This is a genomic window from Nonomuraea sp. NPDC003804 (assembly GCF_040610675.1).
Classification (GTDB): Bacteria; Actinomycetota; Actinomycetes; order Streptosporangiales; family Streptosporangiaceae; genus Nonomuraea.
Window position 1 is genome coordinate 464,263 of the sequence record NZ_JBEXMT010000001.1, and the last position, 26,529, is coordinate 490,791.

The 26,529-nt window shown below is 74.9% G+C and carries 12 protein-coding genes; 5 read left to right on the forward strand and 7 right to left on the reverse strand.

Annotation, left to right across the window (positions count from 1 at the left end; genetic code table 11):
• Nucleotides 1-41: 41 nt before the first annotated feature.
• Together ABZX22_RS02165 and ABZX22_RS02170 are read left to right on the forward strand one after the other, a co-directional pair.
• Nucleotides 42-15,116, forward strand: coding sequence for an amino acid adenylation domain-containing protein (locus ABZX22_RS02165; protein WP_354905158.1), 15,075 nt, complete (start codon nt 42-44; stop codon nt 15,114-15,116).
• Complete coding sequence (locus tag ABZX22_RS02170; protein WP_354905160.1) at nt 15,113-15,328, forward strand: MbtH family protein; 216 nt, start codon at nt 15,113-15,115, stop codon at nt 15,326-15,328. The genes ABZX22_RS02165 and ABZX22_RS02170 overlap by 4 nt, the downstream gene beginning before the upstream one ends.
• Nucleotides 15,329-15,346: 18 nt before the next feature.
• Here ABZX22_RS02170 and ABZX22_RS02175 read toward each other — a convergent pair whose 3' ends face one another.
• Together ABZX22_RS02175 and ABZX22_RS02180 are read right to left on the reverse strand one after the other, a co-directional pair.
• A complete protein-coding gene (locus ABZX22_RS02175; RefSeq protein ID WP_354905162.1) occupies nt 15,347-17,170 on the reverse strand; it encodes an ABC transporter ATP-binding protein in 1,824 nt (607 codons plus the stop codon).
• Entirely contained in the window at nt 17,167-18,945 is a 1,779-nt protein-coding gene (locus ABZX22_RS02180) for an ABC transporter ATP-binding protein (protein WP_354905165.1), read from the reverse strand. The genes ABZX22_RS02175 and ABZX22_RS02180 overlap by 4 nt, the downstream gene beginning before the upstream one ends.
• Before the next feature lie 130 nt (nt 18,946-19,075).
• Between ABZX22_RS02180 and ABZX22_RS02185 the strand changes: the two genes are divergently transcribed.
• The 3 genes from ABZX22_RS02185 (at nt 19,076) to ABZX22_RS02195 (ending at nt 21,372) form a co-directional block, all read left to right on the forward strand.
• Nucleotides 19,076-19,345, forward strand: coding sequence for a metal-sensitive transcriptional regulator (locus ABZX22_RS02185; RefSeq protein WP_354905167.1), 270 nt, complete (start codon nt 19,076-19,078; stop codon nt 19,343-19,345).
• Nucleotides 19,346-19,419: 74 nt separating this feature from the next.
• Nucleotides 19,420-20,760 carry an MBL fold metallo-hydrolase gene (locus ABZX22_RS02190; protein ID WP_354905170.1) on the forward strand — a complete coding sequence of 447 codons (1,341 nt, stop codon included), beginning with the start codon at nt 19,420-19,422 and terminating at the stop codon, nt 20,758-20,760.
• A 39-nt stretch (nt 20,761-20,799) separates the two neighbouring features.
• On the forward strand, nt 20,800-21,372 hold the full coding sequence (locus ABZX22_RS02195) for a rhodanese-like domain-containing protein (protein ID WP_354905173.1): 573 nt from the start codon (nt 20,800-20,802) through the stop codon (nt 21,370-21,372).
• Between the two features lie 70 nt (nt 21,373-21,442).
• Here the strand turns inward: ABZX22_RS02195 and ABZX22_RS02200 are convergent, their stop codons facing one another.
• The 5 genes from ABZX22_RS02200 to ABZX22_RS02220 all read right to left on the reverse strand — a co-directional run bounded on the left by ABZX22_RS02200 (nt 21,443) and on the right by ABZX22_RS02220 (nt 26,458).
• Complete coding sequence (locus ABZX22_RS02200) at nt 21,443-22,648, reverse strand: ROK family transcriptional regulator (RefSeq protein WP_354905176.1); 1,206 nt, start codon at nt 22,646-22,648, stop codon at nt 21,443-21,445.
• A gap of 79 nt (nt 22,649-22,727) precedes the next feature.
• Nucleotides 22,728-23,120, reverse strand: a complete 393-nt coding sequence (locus ABZX22_RS02205; protein ID WP_354905178.1) for a DUF1992 domain-containing protein — start codon at nt 23,118-23,120, stop codon at nt 22,728-22,730.
• A 101-nt stretch (nt 23,121-23,221) separates the two neighbouring features.
• A complete protein-coding gene (locus ABZX22_RS02210; RefSeq protein WP_354905180.1) occupies nt 23,222-24,715 on the reverse strand; it encodes an ATP-binding protein in 1,494 nt (497 codons plus the stop codon).
• Between the two features lie 72 nt (nt 24,716-24,787).
• Entirely contained in the window at nt 24,788-26,191 is a 1,404-nt protein-coding gene (gene sthA, locus ABZX22_RS02215; protein WP_354905183.1) for a Si-specific NAD(P)(+) transhydrogenase, read from the reverse strand.
• 15 nt (nt 26,192-26,206) lie between these two features.
• On the reverse strand, nt 26,207-26,458 hold the full coding sequence (locus tag ABZX22_RS02220; RefSeq protein WP_354905185.1) for a hypothetical protein: 252 nt from the start codon (nt 26,456-26,458) through the stop codon (nt 26,207-26,209).
• Nucleotides 26,459-26,529: the final 71 nt, after the last annotated feature.

Sequence of the window (26,529 nt, forward strand, 5' to 3'; positions counted from 1 at the left end):
GCCCACCCTGATTCCCGCAGAGTGACGTGAAAGGCAGCCAGATGTCCGTACTTCCGCTGACCGGAGCCCAGACCGGAATCTGGCTGGCCCAGCAGTTAGCGCCGGACAGCCCGGCCTACACCATCGGCGGCTACGTGGAGCTCGCGGCCGACGTGGCGCGGCTGGCCGGGGCGATCAGGCAGGCCGTGACCGAGGCGGAGAGCCTGCACGTGGTGTTCGCCCAGGACGAGGCCGGCCCTGTCCAGATCACCAGGCCCGCGGGCGACTGGCCGCTGCCGGTCCTCGACCTGGCGGAGGCGGACGCGCGGGCGTGGATGGCGGCCGACCTCGCGCGGACCGTCGATCCGGCCCGCGGGCCGATGTTCGCCCACGCGCTGCTCAGGCTCGGCGACGGCCGGCTGTGGTGGTACCAGCGGTACCACCACCTGGTCACCGACGGGGCCGGGATGCTGCGCCTCATCCAGCGCGTGGCCGCCCTGTACGGCGGCGGCCCCGACACCGGCGTCGACTGGTCGCTGCCCGCGCTGGTGGCGGCCGACGCCGGCTACCGAGCCTCAGCCGGGCACGCGGCCGACGCCGCGTACTGGCACGGCAGGTTGGCGGGCCTGCCCGACGAGCCTGCCAGGCTGGTGGAGTGCCCGCCCGCCCAGGCCGGCGGCGTCCTGCGCCGCACGATGGAGCTGTCGCCGGAGCGCTCCGACGGGCTGCGCGCGGCGGCGGCCGCGCTGGGCACCCGGCTGTCGCGGCTGGCCATCGCGGCCGTGGCCGCCTACCTGCACCGGGCGAGCGGCGAGCGCGACCTGGTGCTGGGCCTGCCCGTCGCGGGCAGGCTCCACGGCGAGGACTCCCCCGCCCTGATGTCCAACGTGCTGCCGCTCAGGCTCGCCGTCAGCCCGTGGACCACGGGTGCCGAACTGGTCGCGGCCGTGGCCGAGGAGGTCAGGTCGCTGGGCGCGCACGCCCGCTACCGGGGCGAGGACCTGGCCAGGGAGCTGGGCCGCGTCGAAGGGCTGCGCTCGCTGATCGGGCCCACCGTGAACGTCATGCCGTACCACGAGGGGATCAGGTTCGGCGACGGCGACTGCGTCATCCACCACCTGTCCCTCGGGCCGGTCGGCGACCTGTCCGTGGCCGTCTACGACCGGCCCGCGGGCCAGGGGCTGCGGATCGACCTCGACGCCGACGCCGCGGTGTGCGACCCCGAGGCGCTGGCCGAGCACGAGCGGCGCCTCCTGCTGACGCTGGAGGCGCTGGCCGAGCGGCCCGACACGCCGCTCGGCGGCATCGACCTGGCGCCCGTGCCCCCGTTCGTCCCCCTGCCCGGCGACCTGCCGGAGATCTCGTGGACGGCGGCGTTCGAACGGCAGGCCGCGCACGCGCCCGGCAGGCTCGCCGTGATCTGCGAGTCGGAGCGGCTGACCTACGGCGAGCTGAACGCCAGGGCCAACCGGCTCGCCCACACGCTGCGCGCGCAGGGCGTCGGCGCCGAGGACGTCGTCGCGGTGGCGCTGCCCCGCTCGGCCGACCTGGTCGTGGCGCTGCTCGGCGTCATGAAGGCGGGCGCCGCCTACCTCCCGCTGGACGCCGACCATCCGGCCGACCGGCTGGCCTTCATGGTGGCCGACGCCGGTGCCCGCCTGCTCGTCACGGTCTCGGGCCACGCCGCCGACCTGGAGCTGCCCCGCCTGCTTCTGGACGCCCTCCCGCAGGCGGCCGACACCGACCCGCCCGAGGGCGCGCTGCACCGGGCCGCCTACGTCATCTACACGTCCGGCTCGACCGGCCGGCCGAAGGGCGTCGTGCTCTCCCACGAGGGCGTCGGCGCCCTCATCGCCACCGCCGTCGAACGGCTCGGCGTCGACTCCTCCAGCAGGGTCGCCCAGTTCGCCTCCGTGGGCTTCGACGTGGCCGTCTGGGACCTGGTGATGTCGCTGTGCGTGGGCGGCACCGTCGTCGTCGTGCCGTCCGAGCGGCGCGTGGCCGGCGAGGAGCTGACCGGCTACCTGGCCGAGCACCGGGTCACGCACATGATCCTGCCGCCGTCGCTGGTGGCGGCGCTGCCAGCCGGGTGCGCGCTGCCCGAGGGCGGCGTGCTGGTCGTCGGCACCGAGACGGTCCCCGCCGAGCTGGTCGCCCGCTGGAGCGAGCGCATGCGGGTCGTGGCCGCCTACGGCCTGACCGAGGCCACGGTCAACTCCACGCTCTGGCTCGCCGAGCGCGACTGGTCGGGCCCCGTGCCGATCGGCGTGCCGGACCCGGGGACCCGCTGCCACATCCTCGACGCGGCGCTGCGCCCGGTGCCGCCCGGCGTCACCGGCGAGCTGTACGTCGGCGGCCTCGGCCTGGCCAGGGGCTATCTCGGCAGGCCGGGGCTGACCGCCGAGCGGTTCGTCGCCGACCCGTTCGGCGCGCCGGGCGAGCGGATGTACCGCACCGGCGACCGGGCCCGCAGGCGCGCCGACGGCACCATCGACTTCCTCGGCCGCGAGGACGGCCAGATCAAGATCCGCGGGTACCGCATCGAGCCCGGCGAGGTCGAGAGCGTCCTGATGAGCCACCCCGCGGTCGCCCAGGCGGCGGTCGCCGCCGTCGAGGACCACCGGGGCGTCAGGCGGCTGGTCGGCTACGTGACGGGCGACGGCGGCCTCGACCCCGCCGACCTGCGGCGGCTGGCGGCCGGCGCGCTGCCGGAGTACATGGTGCCCGGCACGATCGTGGTGCTCGACGGGCCGCTGCCGCTCACGCCGAACGGCAAGCTGGACCGCAAGGCGCTGCCCGCGCCCGAGTGGACGGCGCAGGCGGGCGGCGCCGCCCCCGAAACCCCCGCCGAGCGCGTGCTGGCCGGGCTGTTCGCCGAGGTCCTCGGGCTGCCGTCGGTGGGCGCGCACGACAGCTTCTTCGAGCTCGGCGGCGACAGCATCGTCGCGATCCAGCTGGTCAACAAGGCCAGGCGGGCGGGTCTCGCGATCACGCCGCGGGAGGTCTTCCAGCACAGGACCGTCGCCGCGCTGGCGCGGGGGCGCGGCCAGGCCGTACCCGAGCAGGCTCATGACGCGGGCGTCGGCCTGGTGCCGGAGACGCCGATCGTCCGCCGGCTGCGGGAGGTGGGCGGGCCGATCGACGGCTTCCACCAGTCGGTGACCGTGCGCGTGCCGGACGATCTGGACGAGGGCCTGCTCACCGGGGCGTTGCAGGCCGTCCTCGACCATCACGGCATGCTGCGCGCCCGGCTGCTGCGCAGTGAGGACGGCTGGCACATGGAGGTGCCGCCGCCCGGCACGGTCCAGGCGGGCGGCCTGGTGGCCGGCGACGGGGTCGAGGCCGCCGTCGGCCGGCTGGACCCGGCGGCGGGCGTGATGCTGCAGGCGGTGTGGTCGCCGGGCGAGAGGCGGCTGTCGCTGGTGGCGCACCACCTGGTGGTGGACGGCGTCTCCTGGCGCATCCTGCTGTCCGACCTGGCCCAGGCCGCGCGGGCGGTGTCCGCGGGCGAGCCGGTCGAGCTGCCGCCGGTCGGCACCTCGTTCGCGCGCTGGTCGCGGCTGCTGGCCGAGGACGCGCCGACCCCCGCGCGGCAGGCGGAGCAGCAGGTCTGGCGGCGGACGCTCGCCGGGCCGGTGCCGTCGCTCGGGCTGCGGCCCCTCGACCCCGCGACCGACACGGCCGCGCGCGAGCGTAGGCTGACCGTCGTCCTGCCCCCCGACGGGACGACGCCACTGCTGACCGACGCCCCGGCCGCCTACCACGGCACCGTCAACGACGTGCTGCTGACCGCGCTCGCGGCGGCCTTCGCCCGCCGTCACGGCGCCGGCGGCCTGCTGGTCGACCTGGAGGGGCACGGCCGGGAGCAGGACGCGGTGGCGGGCGATGCCGACGTGACCCGCACGGTCGGCTGGTTCACCAGCCTGTTCCCCGTCAGGATCGACGGCGGCGACGTGGCGTGGGAGGAGTTCCGCGCCGGCGGCCCGGGGGTGGGCCGGGCGCTCGGGCGGGTCAAGGAGCAACTGCGCGCCGTCCCGTCGGCCGGTCTCGGTTTCGGGCTGCTGCGGGGCGCGCTGGGCGACCTGCCGACACCGGAGGTGCTGTTCAACTACCTGGGCCGGTTCAGGGCGGACGGCGGCGCGGACTGGGAGCCGGCCGCCGGGGCGGAGCCGCTGTCGGCCGGGCGCGACCCCGGCATGCCGCTGACCCATCACCTCGAGGTCAACGCGATCGTCCGCGACGGCGCGTCCGGGCCCGAGCTGAGCGCCACCTGGTCGTGGCCCGAAGGGGTCCTCGACCGGGTCGACGTGGCGGAGCTGGCCGAGGCCTGGCTGGAGGCGCTGCGCGGGATCGCCGCCCACGTGGCCGGGCCGGCGGCGGGCGGGCACACGCCGTCCGACTTCCCTCTGGTCACGCTCGACCAGGAGGAGATCGACGCGCTGCCCCGCGACCTGGAGGACGTCCTGCCGGTGACGCCGCTCCAGCAGGGCCTGTACTTCCACTCGCTGTCCGACCCCGACGTCTACACCGTGCAGCAGGTCGTCGAGCTGGCCGGACCCGTCGACCCCGCCACGCTGCGCCGCCGGGTGGAACGCCTGGTGGACCGGCACGCGCCGCTGCGCGCCGGGTTCCTGCAGCGCGCCGACGGCAGGGTCGTGCAGTACGTGGCCGGCCGGGTGGCGGTCCCGTGGGCGGAGGTCACCGGCGCCGACGTCGACGAGATCGCCGCGCGGGAGCGGGCCAGGCCCTTCGACCTGGCCGCGCCGCCGCTGCTCAGGTCCGCCCTGGTCAACGGGCGGACGCTGGTGCTGACCCTGCACCACCTGGTCGCCGACGGCTGGTCGGTGCCGATCATGCTGCGTGAGCTGCTGGGCGAACGCCTCGGCGAGGTCACCCCCTACCGCGACTACTTCACCTGGCTGCGCGACCGCGACGACGAGGCGGCGGGACGGGCCTGGCGTCGGGCGTTGGAGGGGCTCGACGAGCCGACACTGCTCGGCCCGCGGTACCAGGCCGGCGCGCCCGGCCAGATCACCTTCGAGGCCGGCGCGGACCTGGCCGGCTGGGCACGGGCGCGCGGGCTGACGCTGAGCACGCTCGTGCAGGGCGCGTGGGGGCTGCTGCTGGGCCGGCTGACCGGCCGCCACGACGTCGTCTTCGGCAGCACCGTCTCGGGCCGGCAGGCCGCCGTCGAGGGCGTGGAGTCGATGGTCGGCCTGCTGGTCAACACCATCCCCGTACGGCTGGCCTGGCGCCCCGGCGACCGTCCGGCCGACCTGCTGGCCGGGCTCCAGGACGCGCAGGCGCGGCTGCTGGACCACCAGCACCTCGGCCTGGCCGACATCCAGCGGATCACCGGGTTCGGCACCCTGTTCGACACGCTGGTGGCGGTCGAGAACTATCCCGTCGAGGGCGACATGGGAGCGATCGCGGGCGTGGACGTCCGTGACGGCTCCCACTACCCGCTGTCGCTGACCGTCGTGCCGGGACGCCGGATCACCTTCAGGCTCGACCACTCCATCGGCGCGAGCGCCGCCGCGCGGGTGGCGCGGGCGCTGCGGCACCTGCTGGAGGAGCTGGTCGCCGCCGGCGAGCGCCCGGTGGGGCGGCTCGACCTGGTCGAGCTCGAGCAGGCGCGCCTGCTGGGCGGGCCGCGTGAGGTACCGCCCACGACGCTGGCCGCCGCGTTCGCCGCCCAGGCGGCCACGACGCCCGACGCCACCGCGGTGATCTTCGGCGAGGAGGAGGTCTCCTACGCCGAGCTGGACCGCAGGGCGCAGGCGCTCGCCGTACGGCTGGCGCGACGCGGCGTCGGTCCGGGCGGGTTCGTCGCCGTGGCGCTGCCCCGCTCGCCCGACCTGCCGGCCGCCGTGCTCGGCGTGCTACAGGCGGGCGCGGCCTACGTGCCGCTGGACCTCGAGCATCCGGCCGAGCGGCTGGCGTACATGCTGGCCGACTGCGGCGCCCGCGTGGTGGTCACCGACGGGTCCTTCCCCGAGCACGAGGGGGTGGAGCGTGTCCTGATCGGCGGCGCTGCGAGCGATCTTTTGAGCGGCCCTTTGAGCGGCCCCGCGAGCGATCTTTTGAGCGACCCCTCGAGCGGCACCGAGAGCGGCGCCCGGAGCGGCACCGGCGGCGTCGAGGGCGGTCCCGAGGGCGGTGGGGGCCCGCTTCGCGCTCCCGCGCCGGACGACCCCGCCTACCTCATCTACACCTCGGGCTCGACGGGCCGGCCCAAGGGCGTGGTGGTCACGCACCGCGCCATCGTCGGCCACCTGGCGTGGGCCCAGGACCTGTTCGCCATGGACGGCACCGACCGGATGCTGCAGCAGGCGTCGGCGAGCTTCGACGCCTCGGTGTGGCAGATCTTCTGGCCCCTGTGCTCCGGCGCCGCCGTGGTGCTGGCCGAGCCCGGCGGGCACGTCGATCCGGCCTACCTGGCCGGGCTCGTCAGGGACCACGGGGTGACCGTCCTCGACATCGTGCCCTCGATGATGAGGGCCTTCCTGTCCACCGACGAGGTCACGCGGGATCCGGGCTGGGCGGCGAGCCTGCGCAGGGTCTTCGGCGGCGCCGAGGCGCTGACCGCCGGGTTGGCCCGCCGCTGGCGGGAGCTGACCGGCGTCCCCGTCGACAACTGCTACGGGCCCACCGAGGCGACCGTCCAGGTCACCTGGTGGGACGGCGACGAAGGTGGCGGCACGGACGGCGACGCGAACGGCGGCACAGACAGCGGCACAGACGGCGGCACAGACCGCGGCACAGACCGCGGCACAGACCGCGGCACAGACCGCGGCACAGACCGCGGCACAGACCGCGGCACAGACCGCGACGCGGCCGTGCCGATCGGCGGGCCGGTCTGGAACACCGGGCTGTACGTCCTGGACGTCTGCCTGCGCCCGGCGACCGAAGGCGAGCTCTACATCAGCGGCGCGCAGCTCGCCCTCGGCTACCACGGCAGGACGGCGCTTACCGCCGAGCGGTTCGTCGCCGACCCGTTCGGCCCGCCCGGAACGCGCATGTACCGCACGGGCGACCTGGTGCGGCTGCGCCCCGACGGCGCCCTGGAGTACACCGGCAGGACCGACCACCAGGTCAAGATCCACGGCAACCGCGTCGAGCTCGGCGAGGTCGAGGCGCGCCTGGCGGCCCTGGACGGCGTCGCGCAGGCCGTGGTCGTCGCCCGCGACCACGGCGGCGCCACCCGCCTGGTCGGCTACGCCGTCCCCGAGCGGGGCGCCCGCCTCGACGGGGCGGGGTTGCGCGCCGCGCTGGCCGCCGCGCTGCCCCCGCCGATGGTGCCGAGCGCGGTGGTGACGCTGGAGCGGCTGCCGCTGACGCTGAACGGCAAGGTGGACCGCGGCGCCCTGCCCGTTCCCGAGGTGGCGCCGCGGGCCGTGCGGGCACCGCGGACCGAGCGGGAACGGCTGTTCTGCGACATCTTCACCGCCGTGCTCGGCACCGAGGCGGGCCTCGACGACGACTTCTTCGCCCTCGGCGGTGACAGCATCGCCTCGATCGCCGTCTCCGGCCGGGCCAGGAAGGCGGGCCTGGCGGTCAGCCCCAGGGACGTCTTCGCCTGCCGGACGCCCGCCGCGCTGGCGGCCAGCGCGGAGGCCACCATGGAGGCCACCATGGAGGCCACCATGAAAGCCACCGCGGAGGAGCACGGGGCGGCCGAGCTGATCACGCTGACCGCCGAGGAGCACGAGAGCGTGCGGCGCGTCTGCCCCGTCCCGGTCGAGGACGTCTGGCCGCTGTCGCCCCTGCAGGAGGGCATCCACTTCCACTCCAGCTACGACACCGCCGCCGTCGACGTCTACACCTCGCAGGACGTCTTCGAGTTCGCGCGGCCCGTCGACGCCGACCGGCTGCGCGCGGCGTGCGCGGCGATGCTGGCCCGCAACCCGAGCCTGCGGGCGGGCTTCACCGCCGAAGGGCTGTCGCGTCCCGTGCAGTTCATCGGCGCCGGAGTGGAGCCGCCGCTGCGCGAGATCGACCTGTCGGCGCTGCCGCGCGAGGAGCGCGACCGGATGGTCGCCGAACTGCTGGCCGAGGACAGGACCACCCGGTTCGACCTGGCCGCCCCGCCGCTCATGCGGTTGCTGCTGATCCGCCTCGGCGAGCGCGACCTGCTGGTGCTGAGCCACCACCTGATCCTGTGGGACGGCTGGTCGGGATGGCTGGTGCTCGAACAGCTCCTCGGCGACGCCGCGGCGGCGCCCGCCGCCGGCACCTACCGCGACTACCTGGCCTGGCTGACCACGCAGCCCGCAGGCGAGGCGCTGACCGCCTGGCGCGCGGCGCTGTCGGGGCTGGAGGAGCCGACGCTGGTACGGCCGGCCGACGACGGCCTGCGCCCGGAGATCCCGGTGAACCTCGACGTCGTACTGCCCGCCGAGCTGGGCGAGGGCCTGCGCGCGCTGGCCCGCGAGACGGGACTGACGCTCAACACGCTGCTCAACCTCGCCTGGGGACTGGTGCTCGCGGCCACGGTCGGCCGCGACGACGTGGTGTTCGGCGCGGCGGTGGCCGGCCGGCCGGTGGCGGTGCCCGACGTGGAGAACGTCATCGGGATGTTCCTCAACACGGTGCCGGTGCGGATCGGGTTCGACCCGCGCGAGCAGGTGCTCGAGCTGGCGCGGCGGGTGCAGGACGAGCGCGTGGCGCTGATGCCGTACGAGCACGTCGGGTTGGGCGAGCTGCAGCGGGAGAGCGGCCACCGGCGGCTCTTCGACACCCTCTTCGTGCTGCGCGAGGCGGGTGGGCAGGAGCGGATGGCGGAGTTCACCGGCCGGCACGGGATCGTGAACGTGTCGGCGGTCGACGCCACGCACTACCCGCTGACGCTCATCGTGACCCAGGGCGCCCGCCTGCGCGTGACGCTGTCGTACCGCCCCGACGTGGTCGGCGGCGCCGAGGCCGGCCGGGTGCTCGACCGGTTCACCACCGTGCTCGGGCGCCTGGTGGCGGCGCCGCGGGCGCTGGTCGGCACCGTGGACCTGCTGCTGGAGGGCGAGCGGCGGCAGGCGGCACCGGCCCGGCCGCTGCCCCCGGTGACGGTGGCCGAGCTGCTGTCGGAGCAGGCCGCGCGCACCCCCGGCGAGGTGGCGCTCGTCTTCGGCGCCGAACGCTGGACCTACGCCGAGCTCGACGCCCGCGTCAACAGGCTGGCCAGGCTGCTGCTGGAGCACGGCGCGGCGCCGGAGCGGGTGGTCGCGCTGGCGCTGCCGCGCTCGGCCGACATGGTGGCGGCGTTGTTCGCCGTGCTGCAGACCGGCGCGGCCTACCTCCCGCTGGATCTGGAGTACCCGGCGGAGCGGCTGGCCTTCATGCTGGAGGACACCTCGCCCGTCTGCGTGGTGACCACGGGATCGGTGGCGCTGCCCGAGACCGGGGTGCCGCGCGTGCTGCTCGACGACCCGGCGACCGCCGCCCGGCTGGCCGCGCTGCCGGCGGGCGTGCCGTCCGACGCCGAGCGGCCCGGCTTCGCCCGCGGCCTGCCGTACCGGCTGGAGCATCCCGCCTACGTCATCTACACCTCCGGGTCGACCGGCAGGCCGAAGGGCGTCGTCACGCCGTACCGCGGCCTGACGAACATGCAGTTCAACCATCGTGAGGCCATCTTCGGGCCGGCCGTCGCCGCCGCGGGCGGCAGGCGGCTGCGCATCGCCCACACCGTCTCCTTCGCCTTCGACATGTCGTGGGAGGAGCTGCTGTGGCTGGTGGAGGGGCACGAGGTCCACGTCTGCGACGAGAACCTGCGCCGCGACGCCGAGGCCCTGGTGGCCTACTGCGACAGGCAGCGCGTCGACGTCGTGAACGTCACGCCCACCTACGCCCACCACCTGATCGAGCAGGGCCTGCTCGACGGCCATCGGCCGCCGCTGGTGCTGCTGGGCGGCGAGGCCGTCTCCGAGACGGTGTGGACGGCGTTGCGCGACAGCGAGGGCACCGTCGGCTACAACCTGTACGGGCCCACCGAGTACACGATCAACACGCTCGGGGCGTCCACGGACGACAGCGCGACACCCGCCGTGGGCAGGCCGATCTGGAACACGACGGCGTACGTGCTCGACGCGGCGCTGCGCCCGGTGCCGCCCGGCACGCCGGGCGAGCTGTACATCGCGGGCGTGGGCCTGGCCCGCGGCTACCACCGCAGGCCGGGACTGACCGCCGCGGCCTTCGTCGCCGACCCGTTCGGCGCGCCGGGTGAGCGGATGTACCGCACGGGCGACCTGGTACGGCAGCGTCCCGACGGCGTCATCGACTTCCTCGGCCGCACCGACGACCAGGTGAAGATCCGCGGCTACCGGGTGGAGCCGAGCGAGGTCGCGGCGGCGATGGAGGAGCACCCGCTGGTCTCCCACGCGGCGGTCGTCGCCGACGGCGGCCGGCTGCTCGGCTACGTCGTGCCGCGAGCTGAGGGCGCGGACCTCGCGGTGGTGCGGGCGGCGCTGAAGGAGCGGCTGCCCGGCTACATGGTGCCCGCCGCGCTCGTCGCGGTGGACCGGCTTCCGCTCACCGTGAACGGCAAGCTGGACGTGCGCGCGCTGCCCGCGCCCGCCCTCAGCGGCGGTCAGGAGAGCCGCCCGCCCCGCACGGCGCGCGAACGGGTGCTGTGCGAGCTGTTCGGCGACCTGCTGGGCGTGACGGGCGTCGGGATCGACGACGACTTCTTCGACCTGGGCGGCCACTCGCTGCTGGCCACCCGCCTGGTCAGCAGGGCGCGCGCGGCCCTCGGCGCCGAGCTGGCGATCCGCGACCTGTTCGAGGCGCCGACCGTGGCCGAGCTGGCCGCCAGGGTCGGCGGGCAGGACGCCAGGCCCGCCCTGACGGCTGCGGCCGACCGGCCCGCCGAGCCGCCGCTGTCGTTCGCGCAGCGCCGGCTCTGGTTGATCGAGCAGCTGGAAGGGCCGTCGGCGCTCTACAACTTCCCGCTGGTGATGCGGCTGCGCGGCGAGCTCGACGTCGAGGCGTTGCGGGCCGCGCTGGCCGATCTGGCGGCCCGGCACGAGGCGCTGCGCACGCTGATCGTCGAGCGGGAGGGCCGCCCCTTCCAGCGGGTGGTGCCGGCGGCCGAGGCGGTCCCCGTCGTCGAGGTGGTCGAGGCCACGGCGGCGACGCTGGAGCCGACGCTGGAATCGGTCGTCGCCCGGCCGTTCGACCTGGCCGCCGAGCTGCCGCTACGGGCCACCGTGGTCCGGCTGGGCGCGCGCGATCACGTGGTGGCGCTGCTGCTGCACCACATCACGACCGACGAGTGGTCGGACGGCCCGTTCCTGCGTGACCTGTCGGCCGCCTACGCCGCCCGCCGCGGGGGCGGGGCGCCCGCGTGGGAGCCGCTGCCCGTGCAGTACGTCGACTACACGCTCTGGCAGCGGCGGCTGCTCGGCGAGGGGACCGACCCGGACAGCGTGGCCGCCCGCCAGCTGGCCTTCTGGGCCGAGACGCTGCGCGGCGCCCCCGAGCGGCTGGAGCTGCCCACCGACCGGCCGCACCCCGCGCGGCCGGCCGCCGCGGGCGGCGAGCTGCGGGTCGAGTTCGGTGCCGAGGACAGCCGGCGGCTGCGGCGGCTGGCCCAGCACTCGGGCGCGAGCATGTTCATGGTCTGCCACGCGGCGGTCGCGGCCCTGCTGCACCGCCTCGGCGCCGGTGCCGACCTGCCGCTCGGCGTGCCGGTCTCGGGCCGCGCCGACGAGGCGCTGGACGACCTGGTGGGCTTCTTCGTCAACACGCTCGTGCTGCGCGCCGACGTGTCGGGCGACCCGACCTTCGCCGAGCTGGTCGCGCGGGTCAGGGAGCAGGCCCTGGCCGCCTTCTCCCACCAGGACGTGCCGTTCGAGGCGGTCGTGGAGGAGCTCAACCCGGTCCGCTCGCCCGGCCGCAACCCGCTGTTCCAGGTGATGGTCGGCTACCGCAACCGCGGCGCCGACGACTTCGCGCTGGCGGGCCTGGAGGTGCTGCCCGCGCCGGTGTCCGCGAGCACCGCCAAGTTCGACCTGGTGTTCAGCTTCGTCGAGGACGAGGCGATCTCCTGCGTCGTCGAGTACCGCGCCGACCTGTTCGACCGGTCCACGGTGGCGGCCATGGGGGCGCGGCTCGCCGGGCTGGTCGGGACGGTCGCCGCCGACCCGTCGGTCAGGGTCGCCGACATCGACGTGCTCACCCCGCGGGAGCGGGAGCTGGTCGTCACCGGCTTCAACGCGACCGACCGCGAGGTGGCCGAGCAGACCCTGCACGGCATGTTCCTGCGCAGGGTCGCCGAACGCCCCGGCGCCGTGGCGGTGGTCGAGGGGGACCGCTCGGTCGGCTACGCGGAGCTGGACGCCCTGTCCGACCGGATGGCGGCGATGCTCGCCCGTCACGGCGTGCGGGAGGAGAGCGTGGTCGGCGTGGCCCTGCCGCGCTCGGTGGACATGGTGGCGGTGATGCTCGGCGCGCTCAAGCTCGGTGCCGCGTTCCTGCCCCTCGACCTGGCCCACCCCGCCGACCGCCTGGCGTACATGGTCGGCGACTCGGGGGCGAAGGTGGTCGTGGCCGCGCAGCCCGTCGAGGGCCTGGACGTGCTGCTGCTCGACGACGCGCCCGACGGGCCGTGGCGGGCGCCCGCCTACCCGGAGGTGGCGCTCGACCAGGCGGCCTACGTCATCTACACCTCCGGCTCGACGGGACGCCCCAAGGGCGTGGTGGTCACGCACGAGGGGATCGGCAGCCTGGTCGCCACGGCCGTCGACCGGATGGGGCTCACCCCCGACAGCAGGGTGCTGCACTTCGCCTCGACCGGGTTCGACGTCACCGCCTTCGAGCTGAGCATGGCGCTGTGCCACGGCGGCAGCCTCGTGCTCGTCCCCGACGCGGCCAGGGTGCCAGGCCACGAGCTGACCGGCTTCATGACCGAGCACGGGATCACCCACGCGATCCTGCCGCCGTCGCTGGTGGCGGCGCTGCCGGCCGGCTGCGAGCCGCCCGAGGGCTGCACGGTGCTGGTCGGCACCGAGACGGTCCCGCCGGACGTGATCGAGCGCTGGGCGGGCCGGCTGCGCCTGCTGGCCGCCTACGGGCTGACCGAGGCGACGGTGAACTCCACGCTGTGGGCGGCCGAACCGGGCTGGGCGGGAGCGGTGCCGATCGGCGTGCCCGACCCCAACACCCGCGCCTACGTGCTCGACGAGCGCCTGCGCCCGGTGCCGCCTGGGGTGGCCGGCGAGCTCTACATCGCCGGGCGCGGGCTGGCGCGCGGCTATCTCGGACGGCACGGCCTGACCGCCGAGCGGTTCGTGGCCTGCCCGTTCGGCCCGCCCGGCGCCAGGATGTACCGGACCGGCGACCGGGCCCGCTGGCGCGCCGACGGCAACCTCGACTTCCTCGGCAGGGCGGACGACCAAGTCAAGATCCGCGGGTTCAGGATCGAGCCGGGAGAGATCGCCGGCGCGATGACCAGGCACCCGATGATCTCCCAGGCGGCCGTCGTCACCGACACGAGCGGTCCCGAGCCGCGCCTGGTCGGCTACGCGGTCGCGGCGGGCGGCCCGCTCGACCCCGCCCAGGTGCGGTCGCACGTCGCGGCGCTGCTGCCTGCGGCCATGGTGCCGTCCGCGGTGGTGGTGCTCGACCGGCCGCTGCCGCTGACGCCCAACGGCAAGCTGGACCGGGCCGCGCTGCCGGCGCCCGACTGGTCGGCGCTGACCGGCGCCGCCCGCCCGCGCACCGGGCGGGAGCACGCGCTCGCCGAGCTGTTCGCGGAGGTGCTGGGCCTGCCCCAGGTCGGCGTCCACGACAACTTCTTCGAGCTCGGCGGCCACTCGATGTCGGCCATGCGGCTGCTCGGCAGGATCCGCACGACGCTGGACGCCCGGCTCACGCTGCGGGCCGTCTTCGACGCGCCCACCGTCGCCGAGCTGGCCGCCCGCCTCGACGAGAGGGATCTCGGCGAGCGGGCCAGGCTGCGCCGGCGGGAGCTGCCCGCCGCGCCGCCCCAGGAGTGGCAGCACGCCAGGACCGGGGCCGGGCGGCCGCACGACATGGCCTTCGCGCTCCGCTCCCCCGATCCAGGCGCCGCGGCCGCCGCGCTCGCCGACGTCGCGGCGCGTCACGAGCCGCTCCGCACGGCCGTCGTCCGCGGGGACGGCGGGCTCGTCCAGGTGCCGGCCGCGCAGTGGCTGGAACACGTCGAGGTGCCCGACCTGGACGAGGGACTGCACGCGCTGGCGGGCGAACCCGCCGACCTGGAGGGGCGCGCGCCGCTGCGGGCCAGGCTGCTCACCGACCGCTCGGGCGCGCGGGCGCTGCTGCTGACCATGCACTACCTCGCCGTCGACGAGTGGTCGGTGGTGCCGCTCCTGCGCGACTTCGCCGCCGCCTACGCGGCCCGGCGGCGCGGCGCCGCCCCGGCGTGGGAGCCGCTGCCGGTCGGCTACGCCGACTACACGCGGTGGGCGCACGAGGTGACCGACGGCGCCCAGATCGAGCACTGGCGGCAGGCCCTGGACGGCATGCCGCGCGCCGTCGCGCTGCCGTACGACCGGGCCGGTGAGGGGGTGCGGGGCGACCACGTCGGCGTCACGCTCGACGCCGGCCTGCACGCGGCCATCGACGCGGTCGCCGCCGAGAGCGGCACCAGCATGTTCATGGTGCTCCACGCGGCGTTCGCGACGCTGCTCACCCGGCGGGGGGCGGGCACCGACCTGCCGATCGCCTCGCTGGTCGCGGGCCGTACCGAGGAGGAGCTGACCGGCCTGGTCGGCTGCTTGTTCAACACCGTGGTGCTGCGCACCGACACCTCCGGCCAGCCGGCCTTCCGCGAGCTGCTCGCCCGGGTGAGGGAGACCGACCTGGCCGCGCTCGACCGGCAGGACGTGCCGTTCGACCGGGTGGCCAGGGCACTGGGCCTGCGGGCGCCGCAGGTGATGATCGTCCATCACGAGCAGGCCGACACCGGCGAGCTCGCCTTCGAGCACGTGCCGACGGGTGCGCTCAACGCCGACCTGACGCTGAGCTTCTTCGAGCCGCGCGGCGACGGTCCGGTGGAGTGCCTGCTGGAGTACGCGACCGACCTGTTCGACCGGGCCACGATCCAGTCCATGGCGGACGAGCTGGTCCGCATTCTGCACACCGAAGTGAGGAGCAACGCATGAGCACGAACCCGTTCGAGGACCGGGACGGCCGATTCCTGGTGCTGGTCAACGACGAGGAGCAGCACTCCCTGTGGCCCTCGTTCGCCGAGGTGCCCGCCGGGTGGCGGGTGGTGTTCGGTGAGGAGACGCGGGAGGCGTGCCTGGAGTACGTGGAGACCCACTGGACCGACCTGCGCCCCCGCAGCCTCGTCGAGGCGACGAGGCAGGACTGACCCGCCGGCCTGGTCCGGTCACCCCTGGCGGTGGCCGGACCAGGCGGCCCACAGGGTCGCGTAGCGGCCGCCGACCCGCACGAGCTCGTCGTGCGTGCCGGTCTCGGCCACCCGGCCCTCCTCCAGCAGCACGACGCGGTCCGCGGCCGCGGCCTGGGTGAGCCGGTGGGCGACGACCAGCGCGGTCCTGCCCTCGATCGCGGCTGCCGCCGACGCCTCCAGCGCCCTCGCGCCCGCGCTGCCCGCCTCGGCCGTCGCCTCGTCCAGCACCACCACCGGAGGGTCGGCGAGCACCAGCCGGGCCAGCGCCAGCTGCTGGGCCTGGGCCGCGGTGAGCCGGTGGCCGCTGTCGCCCACCACCGTGCCGAGCCCCTCCGGCAGCGCCCGCGCCCACGCCAGCGCGCCGACACGGTCGAGCGCGGCGACCAGCTCGGCCTCCTCGGCGTCCGGCTTGGCCAGCCGCAGGTCGTCGGCGAGCGGGCCGGCGAAGACGTGCACCTCCTGGGTGAGCAGCGCGACGTCGCGGCCCTCGCCCCCGACGCCGATCGAGCCGCTGCCGGGCGGGTGGATGCCCGCGATCAGCTTGGCCAGCGTGGTCTTGCCCGCCCCGCTGGCGCCCACCAGCGCCACCGTCTCCCCCGCGGCGATGTCCAGGCAGACCCCGCGCAGCACCGGACGGCCGCCGCGGTAGGCGTACCCGACGTCGCGGACGCGCACCTCAGGCGCGGCCGTGCCCGAGGCGAGCGGCGGGGCGGGCGCGGGGGCGGCCTCCACCACGCCCACCAGTCTGGCCAGGCCCGCCCCCGCCGCCTGCGCGTCGTCGACCAGGCCCAGCGCGATGTTGATCGGGGTGAACAGGCTGTGGAAGTACAGCGCGGCGGCGCCTGCCGTACCGACCGTGACGCCGCCGCCGCGCACCAGCAGGAAGCCGGTCACCAGCACCGCCGACAGCCCGACCCACTCGGCCAGGTTGAGCCTGGCGTAGAAGCGGGTGACCAGCCTGACCCCGGCCACCGCCAGGTCGACCGCGGCCCGCGAGCCGGCGCCGACCAGGCCGACGTGCTGCTCGGCCAGCCCGAACGCCCTGACGGTCGGCGCGCCGCCGACCGTGCCGAGCAGTTGCTGCTGCTGCGCGCCGACCGCCACCCGCTGCGCCGCGTACAGCGGGACGGCGCGGCGCACGTACCAGCGCAGCGTGTGCGCCTGGATCGGCACCGCGAGCAGCGCGACGAGCAGGAAGCGCCAGTCGAGGACCGCCATGCCGGCCAGGGTCAGGACGATCGTCAGCAGCGAACGGGCCAGCGCGGGCAGCGCGTCGCGGACCGCGTTGGTGATCACCGCCACGTCGCCGGTGACGCGGGCGGTCAGGTCGCCGGAGCCGGCCCGCTCGACCTGCTCCAGGGGCAGCCGCAGCGCCCTGTCGACGAAGCGTTCGCGCAGGGTGGCGAGCATCCCCTCGCCCAGCCTTGCCACGAGCGAGACGCCGACGGCGCTCGCCACGCCCTGGCCGGCCGCGATCGCCACCAGCCAGACGACCGGCTCGGTGACCGCGTCCGCGGGCCTGCCCTGGACGACCAGGTCGATGATGTGGCCGAGCACCGGCGCGGTGAGCAGGCCGACGCCGGTCGCCACGACCAGGACGGCGAAGCCGGCCAACGCGGTGACCCGGTGCGGGCGGGCCAGCCGCCACACCGCCGCCCTGGTGCGTGCCGCGGTGGCGGTGGGCAACAGCTCGCGCTCCCCACCCTTCGCCGGGGCGCCGCCGGGCGCGGGCCTGCTCTCCTCAGCGGTCACGTGCCGCGCCTCCTCCGTCGTCGCCTGCTCGCTCTTCGCGGCCGTCACGTCAGCACCGCCGCCCGGTAGGTCTCGTGCTCCTGGACGAGGTCGGCGTGGGTGCCGTCCGTCACCAGGTCACCGTCCAGGAAGATCACCCTGTCGGCCGCCGCCAGCAGCGCCGGACTGGTGGCCACCATGACCGTGGTGCGCCCCGCCCTGGCCGTCCTGATCCCCTGGGCGATCGCGGCCTCGGTGGCCGCGTCGACCGCGGTGGTCGGGTCGTGCAGGACCAGCACCGGAGGGGCGGCGGCCAGCGCTCTGGCCAGCGCCACCCGCTGGCGCTGGCCGCCCGACAGCGACAGCCCGCGCTCGGTGAGCAGGGTGTGCGCGCCGTCCGGCAGCGCCGCCGCGACCTGGTCCGCGGCCGCCGCCGCCATCGCCGAGACCACGGCACGGGACACCGGGCCGTGGCCGGACCGCGCGGCGGCGCCGCCCTTCTCCGCCAGGAGGCCGTCACCCTGAGCGGCGCCGCCCTTCTCCGCCAGGAGGCCGTCATCCTGCGCGGCCGCGGCGACGTTCTCCAGCAGGGTGCCCTCGAACAGGTCCGCGTCGTGCGCGGCCACCACGATCGCCCGGCGCACCAGTGCGGGATCGACGCTCGACAGCGGCACTCCGTCCAGCTCGACGGTGCCCGACCCCGGGTCGGCCGTCCGGCCGAGCACCTGCAGCAGCGCGGTGGCCACCGCCGGGTCGGTCGTGACGACACCGAGCAGCTCCCCCGGCGCCACCTCGGCGCTCAGCCCGCGCAGGGCGCCGTGGGAGACGTCCTTGACCACCAGCCCGCCGCGCACGACTTCGGGCAGTTCGCGCGAGCCCCCCGCCACCGCCGGCGGCGCGGCCAGCACGGAGGCGATCCTGGCGGCCGACGCCCGGCCCTGGGCCAGCTCGCCGTTGGCCCAGGCCAGGATCGACAGCGGGGTGAGCAGGAACTGGGCCAGCCCGACCGCCGCCACCAGCTGGCCGACGCTGATGTCGCCCTGCGCGGCCAGCCGCCCGCCCACCAGCGCCACGATCGCGAGGAAGACGCCGGTGAGGATCAGCATGCCGCCGTCGTGCCAGGCCTGCGCCCTGGCCGCCCGCACGGTCGCGGCCAGGGCGTCGCGGCTGGTCCGCCGGTACCTGTCGACCGCCGCCCGCTCGGCGCCGATGCCCTTGAGCACCCGCAGTCCTGCGACCAGGTCGGCCGCCACGCCCGAGGCGCGCGCGGCGCGCTCCTGCTCGGCGCCGCTGCGCCGTTCCAGCGGCTTGCCGAGCAGGTGCGCCAGCGCCAGCAGCGGCGGGACGCCCAGCAGGACCAGCAGGCCGAGCGGTACCGACACCATCAGCAGCGCCACGCCGCCGGCCACCAGCCCGGCCAGGGCCGCGACGCCCGCGGTCAGGGCGACGTTGACGGCGCCCACCCGCTTGGCGTCGGAGGTGGCGACGGAGACCAGCTCGCCCGGCAGCCGGCCGGTCTCGGCGCCCGCCCCTGGCGCCAGCACCCGGCTGGTCAGCGCCAGGCGCAGCTCGTGGGCGGCCAGCTCGGCGGCCTGCTCCGCGGCGCGGGCGCTGAAGCGGTAGCTGAACGACAGCCCGGCGAAGGTGAGCGCGAGGACGGCGATCCAGCCGGCGAGCGCGCCGCCGTCACCGCCGGAGATCGCCTGGTCGATCACCACGCCGACCACGACGGGGACCAGGGCCTCGCCGGTCTGATGACTCGCGGCGAGCAGCGCTCCGCTCGCGGCCTGTCTCCACTGTCCGGTGATGGCACGTCGCAGGACGTCACGGCCTTCGCTGGGCACCCGGGGTTCCTCCGGTCGTCGCGCGCGGGGGTTCACACTAAGGTGAGCCTAACCTAATCATGTGGATCGCCGAAGCCTGTCACAGGCTCCGATTTGCCTTCCCGGATGCCCCCGGGGGTATAGTCGAAGCATGGAGCTGAACGAGGGCATGGTCGGCGACGCGCTGACCCGGCTGAAGCGGGCACACGGCCAGCTGGCCGGGGTGATCGCGATGATCGAGGCGGGCGAGGACTGCACGAAGGTGCTCACCCAGCTCGCCGCCGTCTCCAAGGCCCTGGACCGGGCCGGCTTCAAGATCGTCGCGACCGGCCTGCGCCACTGCCAGGACGCCCAGAACCGCGGCGACCAGCCCCCCATGAGCGTCAGCGAGCTGGAGAAGCTCTTCCTGGCCCTCGCCTAGCCCGGCGGCCGCGCGCCCGCGGCCGCACTTTTTTGCCCGATGGATACCCCCAGGGGTATCAGAGAGGAGACGGGATGGAGATCACGTCGTTCCGTACGCCCGGCCTGGGCGACCAGACCTACCTGCTGTCGCACGAGGGCCGCGGCGTCCTGGTCGATCCCCAGCGCGACATCGACCGCTTCCTGCGCGCCGCCACCGAGCGCGACGTGGAGCTGCGGTTCGTGCTGGAGACGCACCTGCACAACGACTACGTCTCCGGCGCCGAGCAGGCCGCCCTGCGCACCGGCGCCGAGCTGGTCCTGCCCGCCGCCGCGGCGGCCGCCTACCGGCACACCCCCGCCTTCCACCTGGAGGACATCGACGGCGGGACGGGCCTGACCATCCGCCCGGTCCACACCCCTGGCCACACTCCCGAGCACACCAGCTACCTGGTGCTGGTCGACGGCGAGCCGGTCGCGGTGTTCTCCGGCGGCAGCCTGCTGGTCGCCTCGGCCGGACGTCCCGACCTGCTCGGCCCCGAGCGCGCCCGCACGCTGGCCCGCATGCAGCACCACTCGCTGCACCGCCTGGCCGCCCTGCCGCCCGGCGTCGGCCTGTACCCCACGCACGGCGAGGGCTCCTTCTGCACGGCCACCGGCGCCGGCCGGCTGACCTCCACCATCGGGGCCGAACGCGCCGGCAACCCGCTCCTGGCCATCGACGAGCCCGAGAGGTTCGCCGACGAGCTGCTGGCCCACCCCATGCCCATCCCCGCCTTCTACGCGCACATGGGGCCGGCCAACACGTTCGGCGTGCCGCCCATGCCGTCCGTGGCGGTTCCCGATCTCGGCGTGGCCGACATCCCCGCCGGCTCTCATGTGGTCGACCTGCGGCCCCGCCGGGCACAGGCGCTCGGCATGCTGCCCGGCTCGGTCGGCATCGAGCTGGACGAGGACTTCGGCAGCTGGGCGGGGTGGCTGCTGCCCCACCAGGAGCCGATCACGCTGGTCGCCGAGCCGGGGCAGGACGTTTCCGAGGCCGTCACCCAGCTCGCCAGGATCGGCGTCGACACCGTCCAGGGCGTCGTCCGCGACCTCGGCGAGGCCGCCACGCAGACCTACGAGCTGCTGGAGCTCGACGCCTTCGTCGAGCGGGCCGCCGAGCCGGACGCCCAGCTGCTGGACGTGCGGATGCCCGGCGAGCGGGAGGAGCAGCGGCTGGAGGGCGCGGCCGAGCGCTTCCTGCCCGAGCTGTTCACCCTGGGCGTTCCCGGCGAGCTCGACCCGGCACGACCGGTGCTGGTCGCCTGCGTCTCCGGACGCCGCGCGAGCATCGCGGCAGGCCGCCTCGCCGGCGAGGGCTACCGGCCGATCGCGCTCACCGGCGCCGGCGTCCGTGAGGTCGCAGCCGCGCTGGAGACGCGCGCGAGCGCCTGACGCTCGCGCCCCACCTTCGACAGAACAGGAGAAACCCCCATGTCACGTATCGACGTCGCCTCCGCTCGAGCGCTGGTCGCGGCCGACCCCGGCGTCCTCGTCGTGGACGTCCGCACCCCGGCCGAGTTCGCCTCCGCGTACATCGACGGCGCCGTCAACCTGCCCCTCGACCAGGTGGAGGCCCACCGGCGGCGCATCGTCGCCGACGCGGGCGGCCGCCTGCTCCTCGTGTGCCAGTCCGGCAGCCGCGCCGAACGGGCCAGAACGGCGCTCGCCGGCGCCGGGCCCGCCGACGTCGTGGTCCTGGACGGCGGCATGAACGCCTGGATCGCCGCCGGCGCGCCGGTCGACCGCGGCCGGCCGCGCTGGGCGCTGGAGCGGCAGGTCCGCCTCGTCGCGGGGACCATCGTGGTCGCCTCCGTGGTGGCGAGCCTCTGGATCCCCGCCGCGGTGGTCGTGGCCGGGCTCGTCGGGACGGGCCTGGCGGTGGCCGCCGTCACCGACACCTGCGCCATGGGCATGCTGCTGTCCAGGCTGCCCTACAACCGGGCGGGCGGCGCCGACGTCGAGGCCGCCATGACCCGCCTGCGCCGCCCCGCCCCCGGCGCCTGACCTCCGGAACGCCGTATGGCACGCCGGCCCATGACCTCTGGATACCCCCGGGCGTATCGCCGTCCGGGAGTCACGAGGCCTGGAGGGCGGGCAGGCGGCCCGAGTCGACCGAGTCGAGGACGCGCGCCGCCCCGCCGAGGGCCGCCGCGCCGTACCCCAGGGTGGAGGCGACGATCCGGCACCCGCCCAGGTCGCCGGCGAGGGTGCGGTCGCAGGCTTCGGCGGTGGCCGCGGGCAGCAGCCACGGGGCGAGCGGCACGTAGTAGCCGCCCAGGATGACCGCCTCGGGGTTGAGCAGGTTCGTGACGATCGCGATGCCCCTGCCGAGGTCACGCCCGACCCTGGCGAGCAGGTCGAGGGTCGGCCGGTCGCCCGCCTTCGCCCGGCGGACGACCTCCCGGATCTCCGGCTCCACCTCCGCGGGGTCGGTGGCCGAGACGAACACCCCGATGCCGGCGACCGCCTCAAGGCAGCCGGTACGGCCGCAGCGGCACGCGGGCCCCTCGGGGTTGATCTGGATGTGCCCGATCTCCCCGCTGAAGCCCTGGCCGCCGCGCCGCAGCCGTCCGTCGAGGACGACACCGGCGCCGACGCCCACCTCGCCGGTCAGGTAGACCAGGTTCGGCGTGCCGCTCAGCGGCCCGAACCGGTGCTCGGCCAGGACCGCGAGGTTCGCGTCGTTCTCGACCTGGATGGGGAAGCCGGGGTCGCGGAGCGCCGTGGCCAGGTCACCCGCGAGGTCCACCTCGCGCCAGCCGAGGTTGGGCGCCACCACGACCGTGCCGCTGGTGCCGATCAGGCCGGGAACGGCGACCGCCACGCCGAGCACCTGCCGCCGGTCGCGGCTCATGCGGCTGATGACCCGCCTGGTGAGAGCGGCGACCGCGGACACGGCCTGCGCGGCGGTGGCCGTCGCTCCGGGGAAGGAGCGCCGCCACGACAGCAGCCGCTCGCCCGACAGGTCGACCGCGACCGCGGTGAGGTAGTCGACGTTGACCTCGAGGCCGACCGACGCGTACGGCGAGCCGTCCAGGACCAGCATGGTGGCCGGCCGTCCGACGCGGTTCTCCGTCAGGCCCACCTCGCGCACGAGCCGCCGCTCGATCAGGTCGGCGACCAGGCTGGACACGGTCGCCTTGTTGAGCCCGGTCGAGGCGGCGATGTCGGCCCGCGAGCACGGCGCCTTGTCACGCACGAAGCGGAGGACGACGGCGAGGTTGGTCGCCCTGACGTCGGTGAAGTCGGCGGGCCGCGGGCCCGCTGAGGAAGAGATCAAGATCAGCCTCCGACGATCGGCCAGGCTGGCCCCATCATGCCGCAGCAGGCGCCCGCCGACCAATCCGCCGACCTCGACGTCAGGACCCGCCGCCCCGGCGGGCGCGCCAGCCGGCCAGGAACTCCTCGATGTCGTAGGGCATGAGGTTGAGCGGCGGTCCTGACATCGCCTTCCTGTTCCCCTCGGCGATCTTCCCGTTGATCTCCTCGAGGACGCGCCTGACCTCGCCCTCGGTCGCGGCGGCCCGCGCCGTGGCCAGGGCCGTCTCCGCCTCCTTGCGCAGCGCCAGCGAGGGCGGGAGCGGCAGGGTGAGGTTCTCCTCGGCGAGCTTGCGCTTCACCCACCAGAGCTCGTCGTTCAGCTCGTCCCTGTTCGGCAGCGGCTTGCCGGCGCCTGGCAGGTCGTCGAACTCGCCGCGCTCCTGCGCTTCGCGGATCTGCCGGTCGATCAAGGTCTCGAAGCGGTCGGTCATGGACGCTCCTTCCCGTGTCTCGGGCGATGCCGCCATCCTGGCACGCGGCCTGCTCGCCCCCGCCGCCCGCCCTGCCGCCGCGCCCCCGGCGGGGCGGCGGATCAGAAGTCGTGGAAACCCACGGTGGAGCCGGGATGCGGGCCGCCCGGCAGGTAAGGCGCGGGCTCGGGGAACGGCTCGTCGTCGTCCGCGCCGGGGTGATGGACGCGCTCACCCGAGCCGAGCAGGGCCCTGGTCAGTGCCGCGCGCTCGTCGAGCATGTCGTCGAGGGCGCGGCCGAGGTGCGCGCCGGTGAGCGTGGGCACGGTCGCCGTGCCGCTCTCGGGAAGGGCGGCGAGAACGGCACGGCGCAGCAGTTCCTTGAAGAACGACGCGGTGGCGCCCTCCGTCCTGGCCACGATCGGCTCCAGGTCGGCCTCAAGGAGCAGGTCCCTGGCGTACAGCCGGAGCAGGGCGGCACGGCCGCCGGCGTCCGGCTTGGGGATCTCGACGGCCAGGTCGACCCGTCCGGGCCGGTCGGCCAGGGCGCGCTCCAGGACGTCGGCGCGGTTGGTGGTGAGCACGAACGTCACGTCGGCGTCGGCGCCCACCCCGTCCATCGCGTCGAGCAGCGCGAACAGCAGCGGGTTGCCGTCGGCGGTGTAGGAGCGGTCGCGGGCGACCAGGTCGACGTCCTCCAGGATGACGATCGCCGGCTGCAGCCGCCTGGCCAGCCCCGCGGCCTGGGTGACGTACCTGATCGCCGAGCCGGTCATGACGATCACGGTGCAGTCGGGCATCCGGCCCATCAGGTAGCGGACGGTGTGGGTCTTGCCCGTGCCGGGCGGCCCGTGCAGCAGCAGGCCGCGCTTGAGGTGCTGGCCGTTGGCGCGCAGCCGTACGGCGTGCTCCCCGATCTCCACGATGTGCCGTTCGATCGTGGCCAGCACGTCGCCCGGCAGGATCACCTGGTCGGCGGTCATGCGGGGCCGGGGCAGGAACGTCACCAGGTCGTTGCCGCGATGCTCGCTCCACTCGAACGACAGGACCTGCCCCTGGTAGACGTCGTTCTCGCGCATGCGCCGCGAGATCTCGTCGCGGGCACGGGTGGCGCTCGGCCGGTCCTTCGCCAGCACCACGAGCCGGCACTGCGGGGTGTGCTCCTGCGCCCCGCGCAGGCCGATCACCACCGGGGCGCCGTCGGGAGAGCGGGCGAGCACGAGGCCGAGCGAGACGACCTCGGTGGTCTCGTCGGGCCCCACCGCCGCCGTGGCGTAGTCCACCGCGCCGGGCTCGTACCGCTCCCAGCCACGCGCGGCGCCGGCCAGCATGTTGACGATGTCCTCGTGCTCGCGGCCGTGCCCGGCGATGCCGAACCACTCCGCCTGCGGGCTGTGCGCGGCCAGGTAGGAGTCCACACCGCGCTGGAGGTTGACGTGCTCCCAGCCCGGAAGGTTCTCGGCGACGTTGACGATGTGCCGCAGATCGCATCCCAGGTGCGCGGTGACCCGGGTCACCAGCTCGGGCGGCTCCCTCTCCTCGCTGATCGTCTGGTGCGCGGTCGTGATGAGCTCGTCGAGCGCCCGGGCCAGCCGCTTGGCGTCATGGAGATCCATAAGCCATACCCTGACAGACTCCGTCACGCTGCCGCCGGAATTCTCCGGTCGCGTGCCGTTCTCGCCGGCCGTTCAAAGCTCGAACTTCGCCACCCTGCGCAGCTTGTTCATCGCGTCCAGCGCCGCCACCTTGTACGACTCGGCCAGCGTCGGGTAGTTGAACACCGCGTCCACGAGGTAGTCGATCGTCCCGCCGCAGCCCATCACCGCCTGCCCGATGTGCAGCAGCTCCGTCGCCCCCGTGCCGAACACGTGCACGCCCAGCAGCGACCGGTCCTCGGGCGAGACCAGCAGCTTCAGCATGCCGTACGTGTCGCCGATGATCTGGCCGCGGGCCAGCTCGCGGTAGCGGGAGATGCCGACCTCGAACGGCACGTGCGAATGCGTCAGCTCGTCCTCGGTCTGCCCGATGAAGGAGATCTCGGGAATGGTGTAGATGCCGATGGGCTGCAGGGCCGACAGGCCGCCGAGGGGCTCGCCGCAGGCGTGGTGGGCGGCGATGCGGCCCTGTTCCATGGAGGTCGCCGCCAGTGAGGGGAAGCCGATGACGTCGCCGACGGCGTAGATGTGCGGCACCGCCGTACGGTAGACCGCGTCGACGGTGATGCGCCCGCGGTCGTCGGCGGTCAGGCCGGCGGCCGCCAGCCCCAGGTCGTCGGTCATACCGTGGCGTCCCGCCGAGTACATGACGGTCGCGGCGGGGATCTTCTTGCCGCTCTCCAGCAGCGTGATCGCGCCGCGGGGACGGCGTTCGACGGCGGCGACGGTCTCGCCGAAGCGGAAGGTGACGGCCAGGTCGCGCAGGTGGTACTTCAGCGCCTCGACGATCTCCAGGTCGCAGAAGTCGAGCATGCGCTCGCGCCGCTCGACGACCGTGACCTTGGTGCCGAGCGCGGCGAACATGCTGGCGTACTCGATGCCGATGACGCCCGCGCCGACCACGACCAGCGAGTCGGGCACCGACGGCAGGTTGAGGATGCCGTCGGAGTCGATGACGGTCTGCTCGTCGAACTCGACGGAGGCGGGACGCGCGGGCCTGGTGCCGACCGCGACGACGATCTTGTCGGCGGTGACCTTGACGTCGTTGCCGTGCTCGTCGACGACGCTGACGGTGTGCGGGTCGACGAAGCGGCCCGTCCCGTTGAGGACGGCCACGTGGTTGCGTGACAGCTGGCTGCGGATCACGTCGACCTCGCGCCCGATCACGTGTTGCGTGCGGATGCCGAGGTCGCCCACGGTGACCTCGTCCTTGACGCGGTAGCTCTGGCCGTACATCTCCCGCTGGTTGAGACCGGTCAGATAGAGCACGGCCTCGCGCAGCGTCTTGGACGGGATGGTGCCGGTGTTGATGCACACGCCGCCGATCATGTTGCGGCGTTCGACCACGGCCACGCGTCGTTCGAGCTTGGCGGCGGCGATGGCGGCCTTCTGCCCGCCAGGGCCCGAGCCCACGACCAGTACGTCAAAGTCGGACACAAGGCCAGTGTCCACCTAAGCGGACGTCCCCGCCATGACCCTGTCGACGATCGCCGTCGCCCCCTCCTGCCGGGCGCAGTGGGCGCAGCAGTACCAGCGGCGGTTGGCCTCCACGCCGTGCCCGATGATCTTCTGTCCGCAGTGCTCGCAGATGGGGGCCATCGCCTGGATGGCGCACTGGAAGGAGTCGAAGGTGTGCACCGCGCCCTGGGCGTGCACCTCGAAACTCATGTCGTAGTCGTTCCCGCACACTTCGCAGACGGCCATGTCGGTCCTCCGATCCCGGGGTTACTTCAGCGGAGATACCCCGAGGGAGGAATGCATTCGTCCTCCGCGCC

Bases quoted from the DNA above. Each gene is read 5' to 3' on its own strand.
- ABZX22_RS02165 (WP_354905158.1), top strand. From the start codon at position 42: ATGTCCGTACTTCCGCTGACCGGAGCCCAGACCGGAATCTGGCTGGCC.
- ABZX22_RS02205 (WP_354905178.1), bottom strand. From the start codon at position 23,120: ATGACCGACCGCTTCGAGACCTTGATCGACCGGCAGATCCGCGAAGCG.
- ABZX22_RS02195 (WP_354905173.1), top strand. From the start codon at position 20,800: ATGTCACGTATCGACGTCGCCTCCGCTCGAGCGCTGGTCGCGGCCGAC.
- ABZX22_RS02210 (WP_354905180.1), bottom strand. From the start codon at position 24,715: ATGGATCTCCATGACGCCAAGCGGCTGGCCCGGGCGCTCGACGAGCTC.
- ABZX22_RS02170 (WP_354905160.1), top strand. From the start codon at position 15,113: ATGAGCACGAACCCGTTCGAGGACCGGGACGGCCGATTCCTGGTGCTG.
- ABZX22_RS02220 (WP_354905185.1), bottom strand. From the start codon at position 26,458: ATGGCCGTCTGCGAAGTGTGCGGGAACGACTACGACATGAGTTTCGAG.
- ABZX22_RS02185 (WP_354905167.1), top strand. From the start codon at position 19,076: ATGGAGCTGAACGAGGGCATGGTCGGCGACGCGCTGACCCGGCTGAAG.
- ABZX22_RS02190 (WP_354905170.1), top strand. From the start codon at position 19,420: ATGGAGATCACGTCGTTCCGTACGCCCGGCCTGGGCGACCAGACCTAC.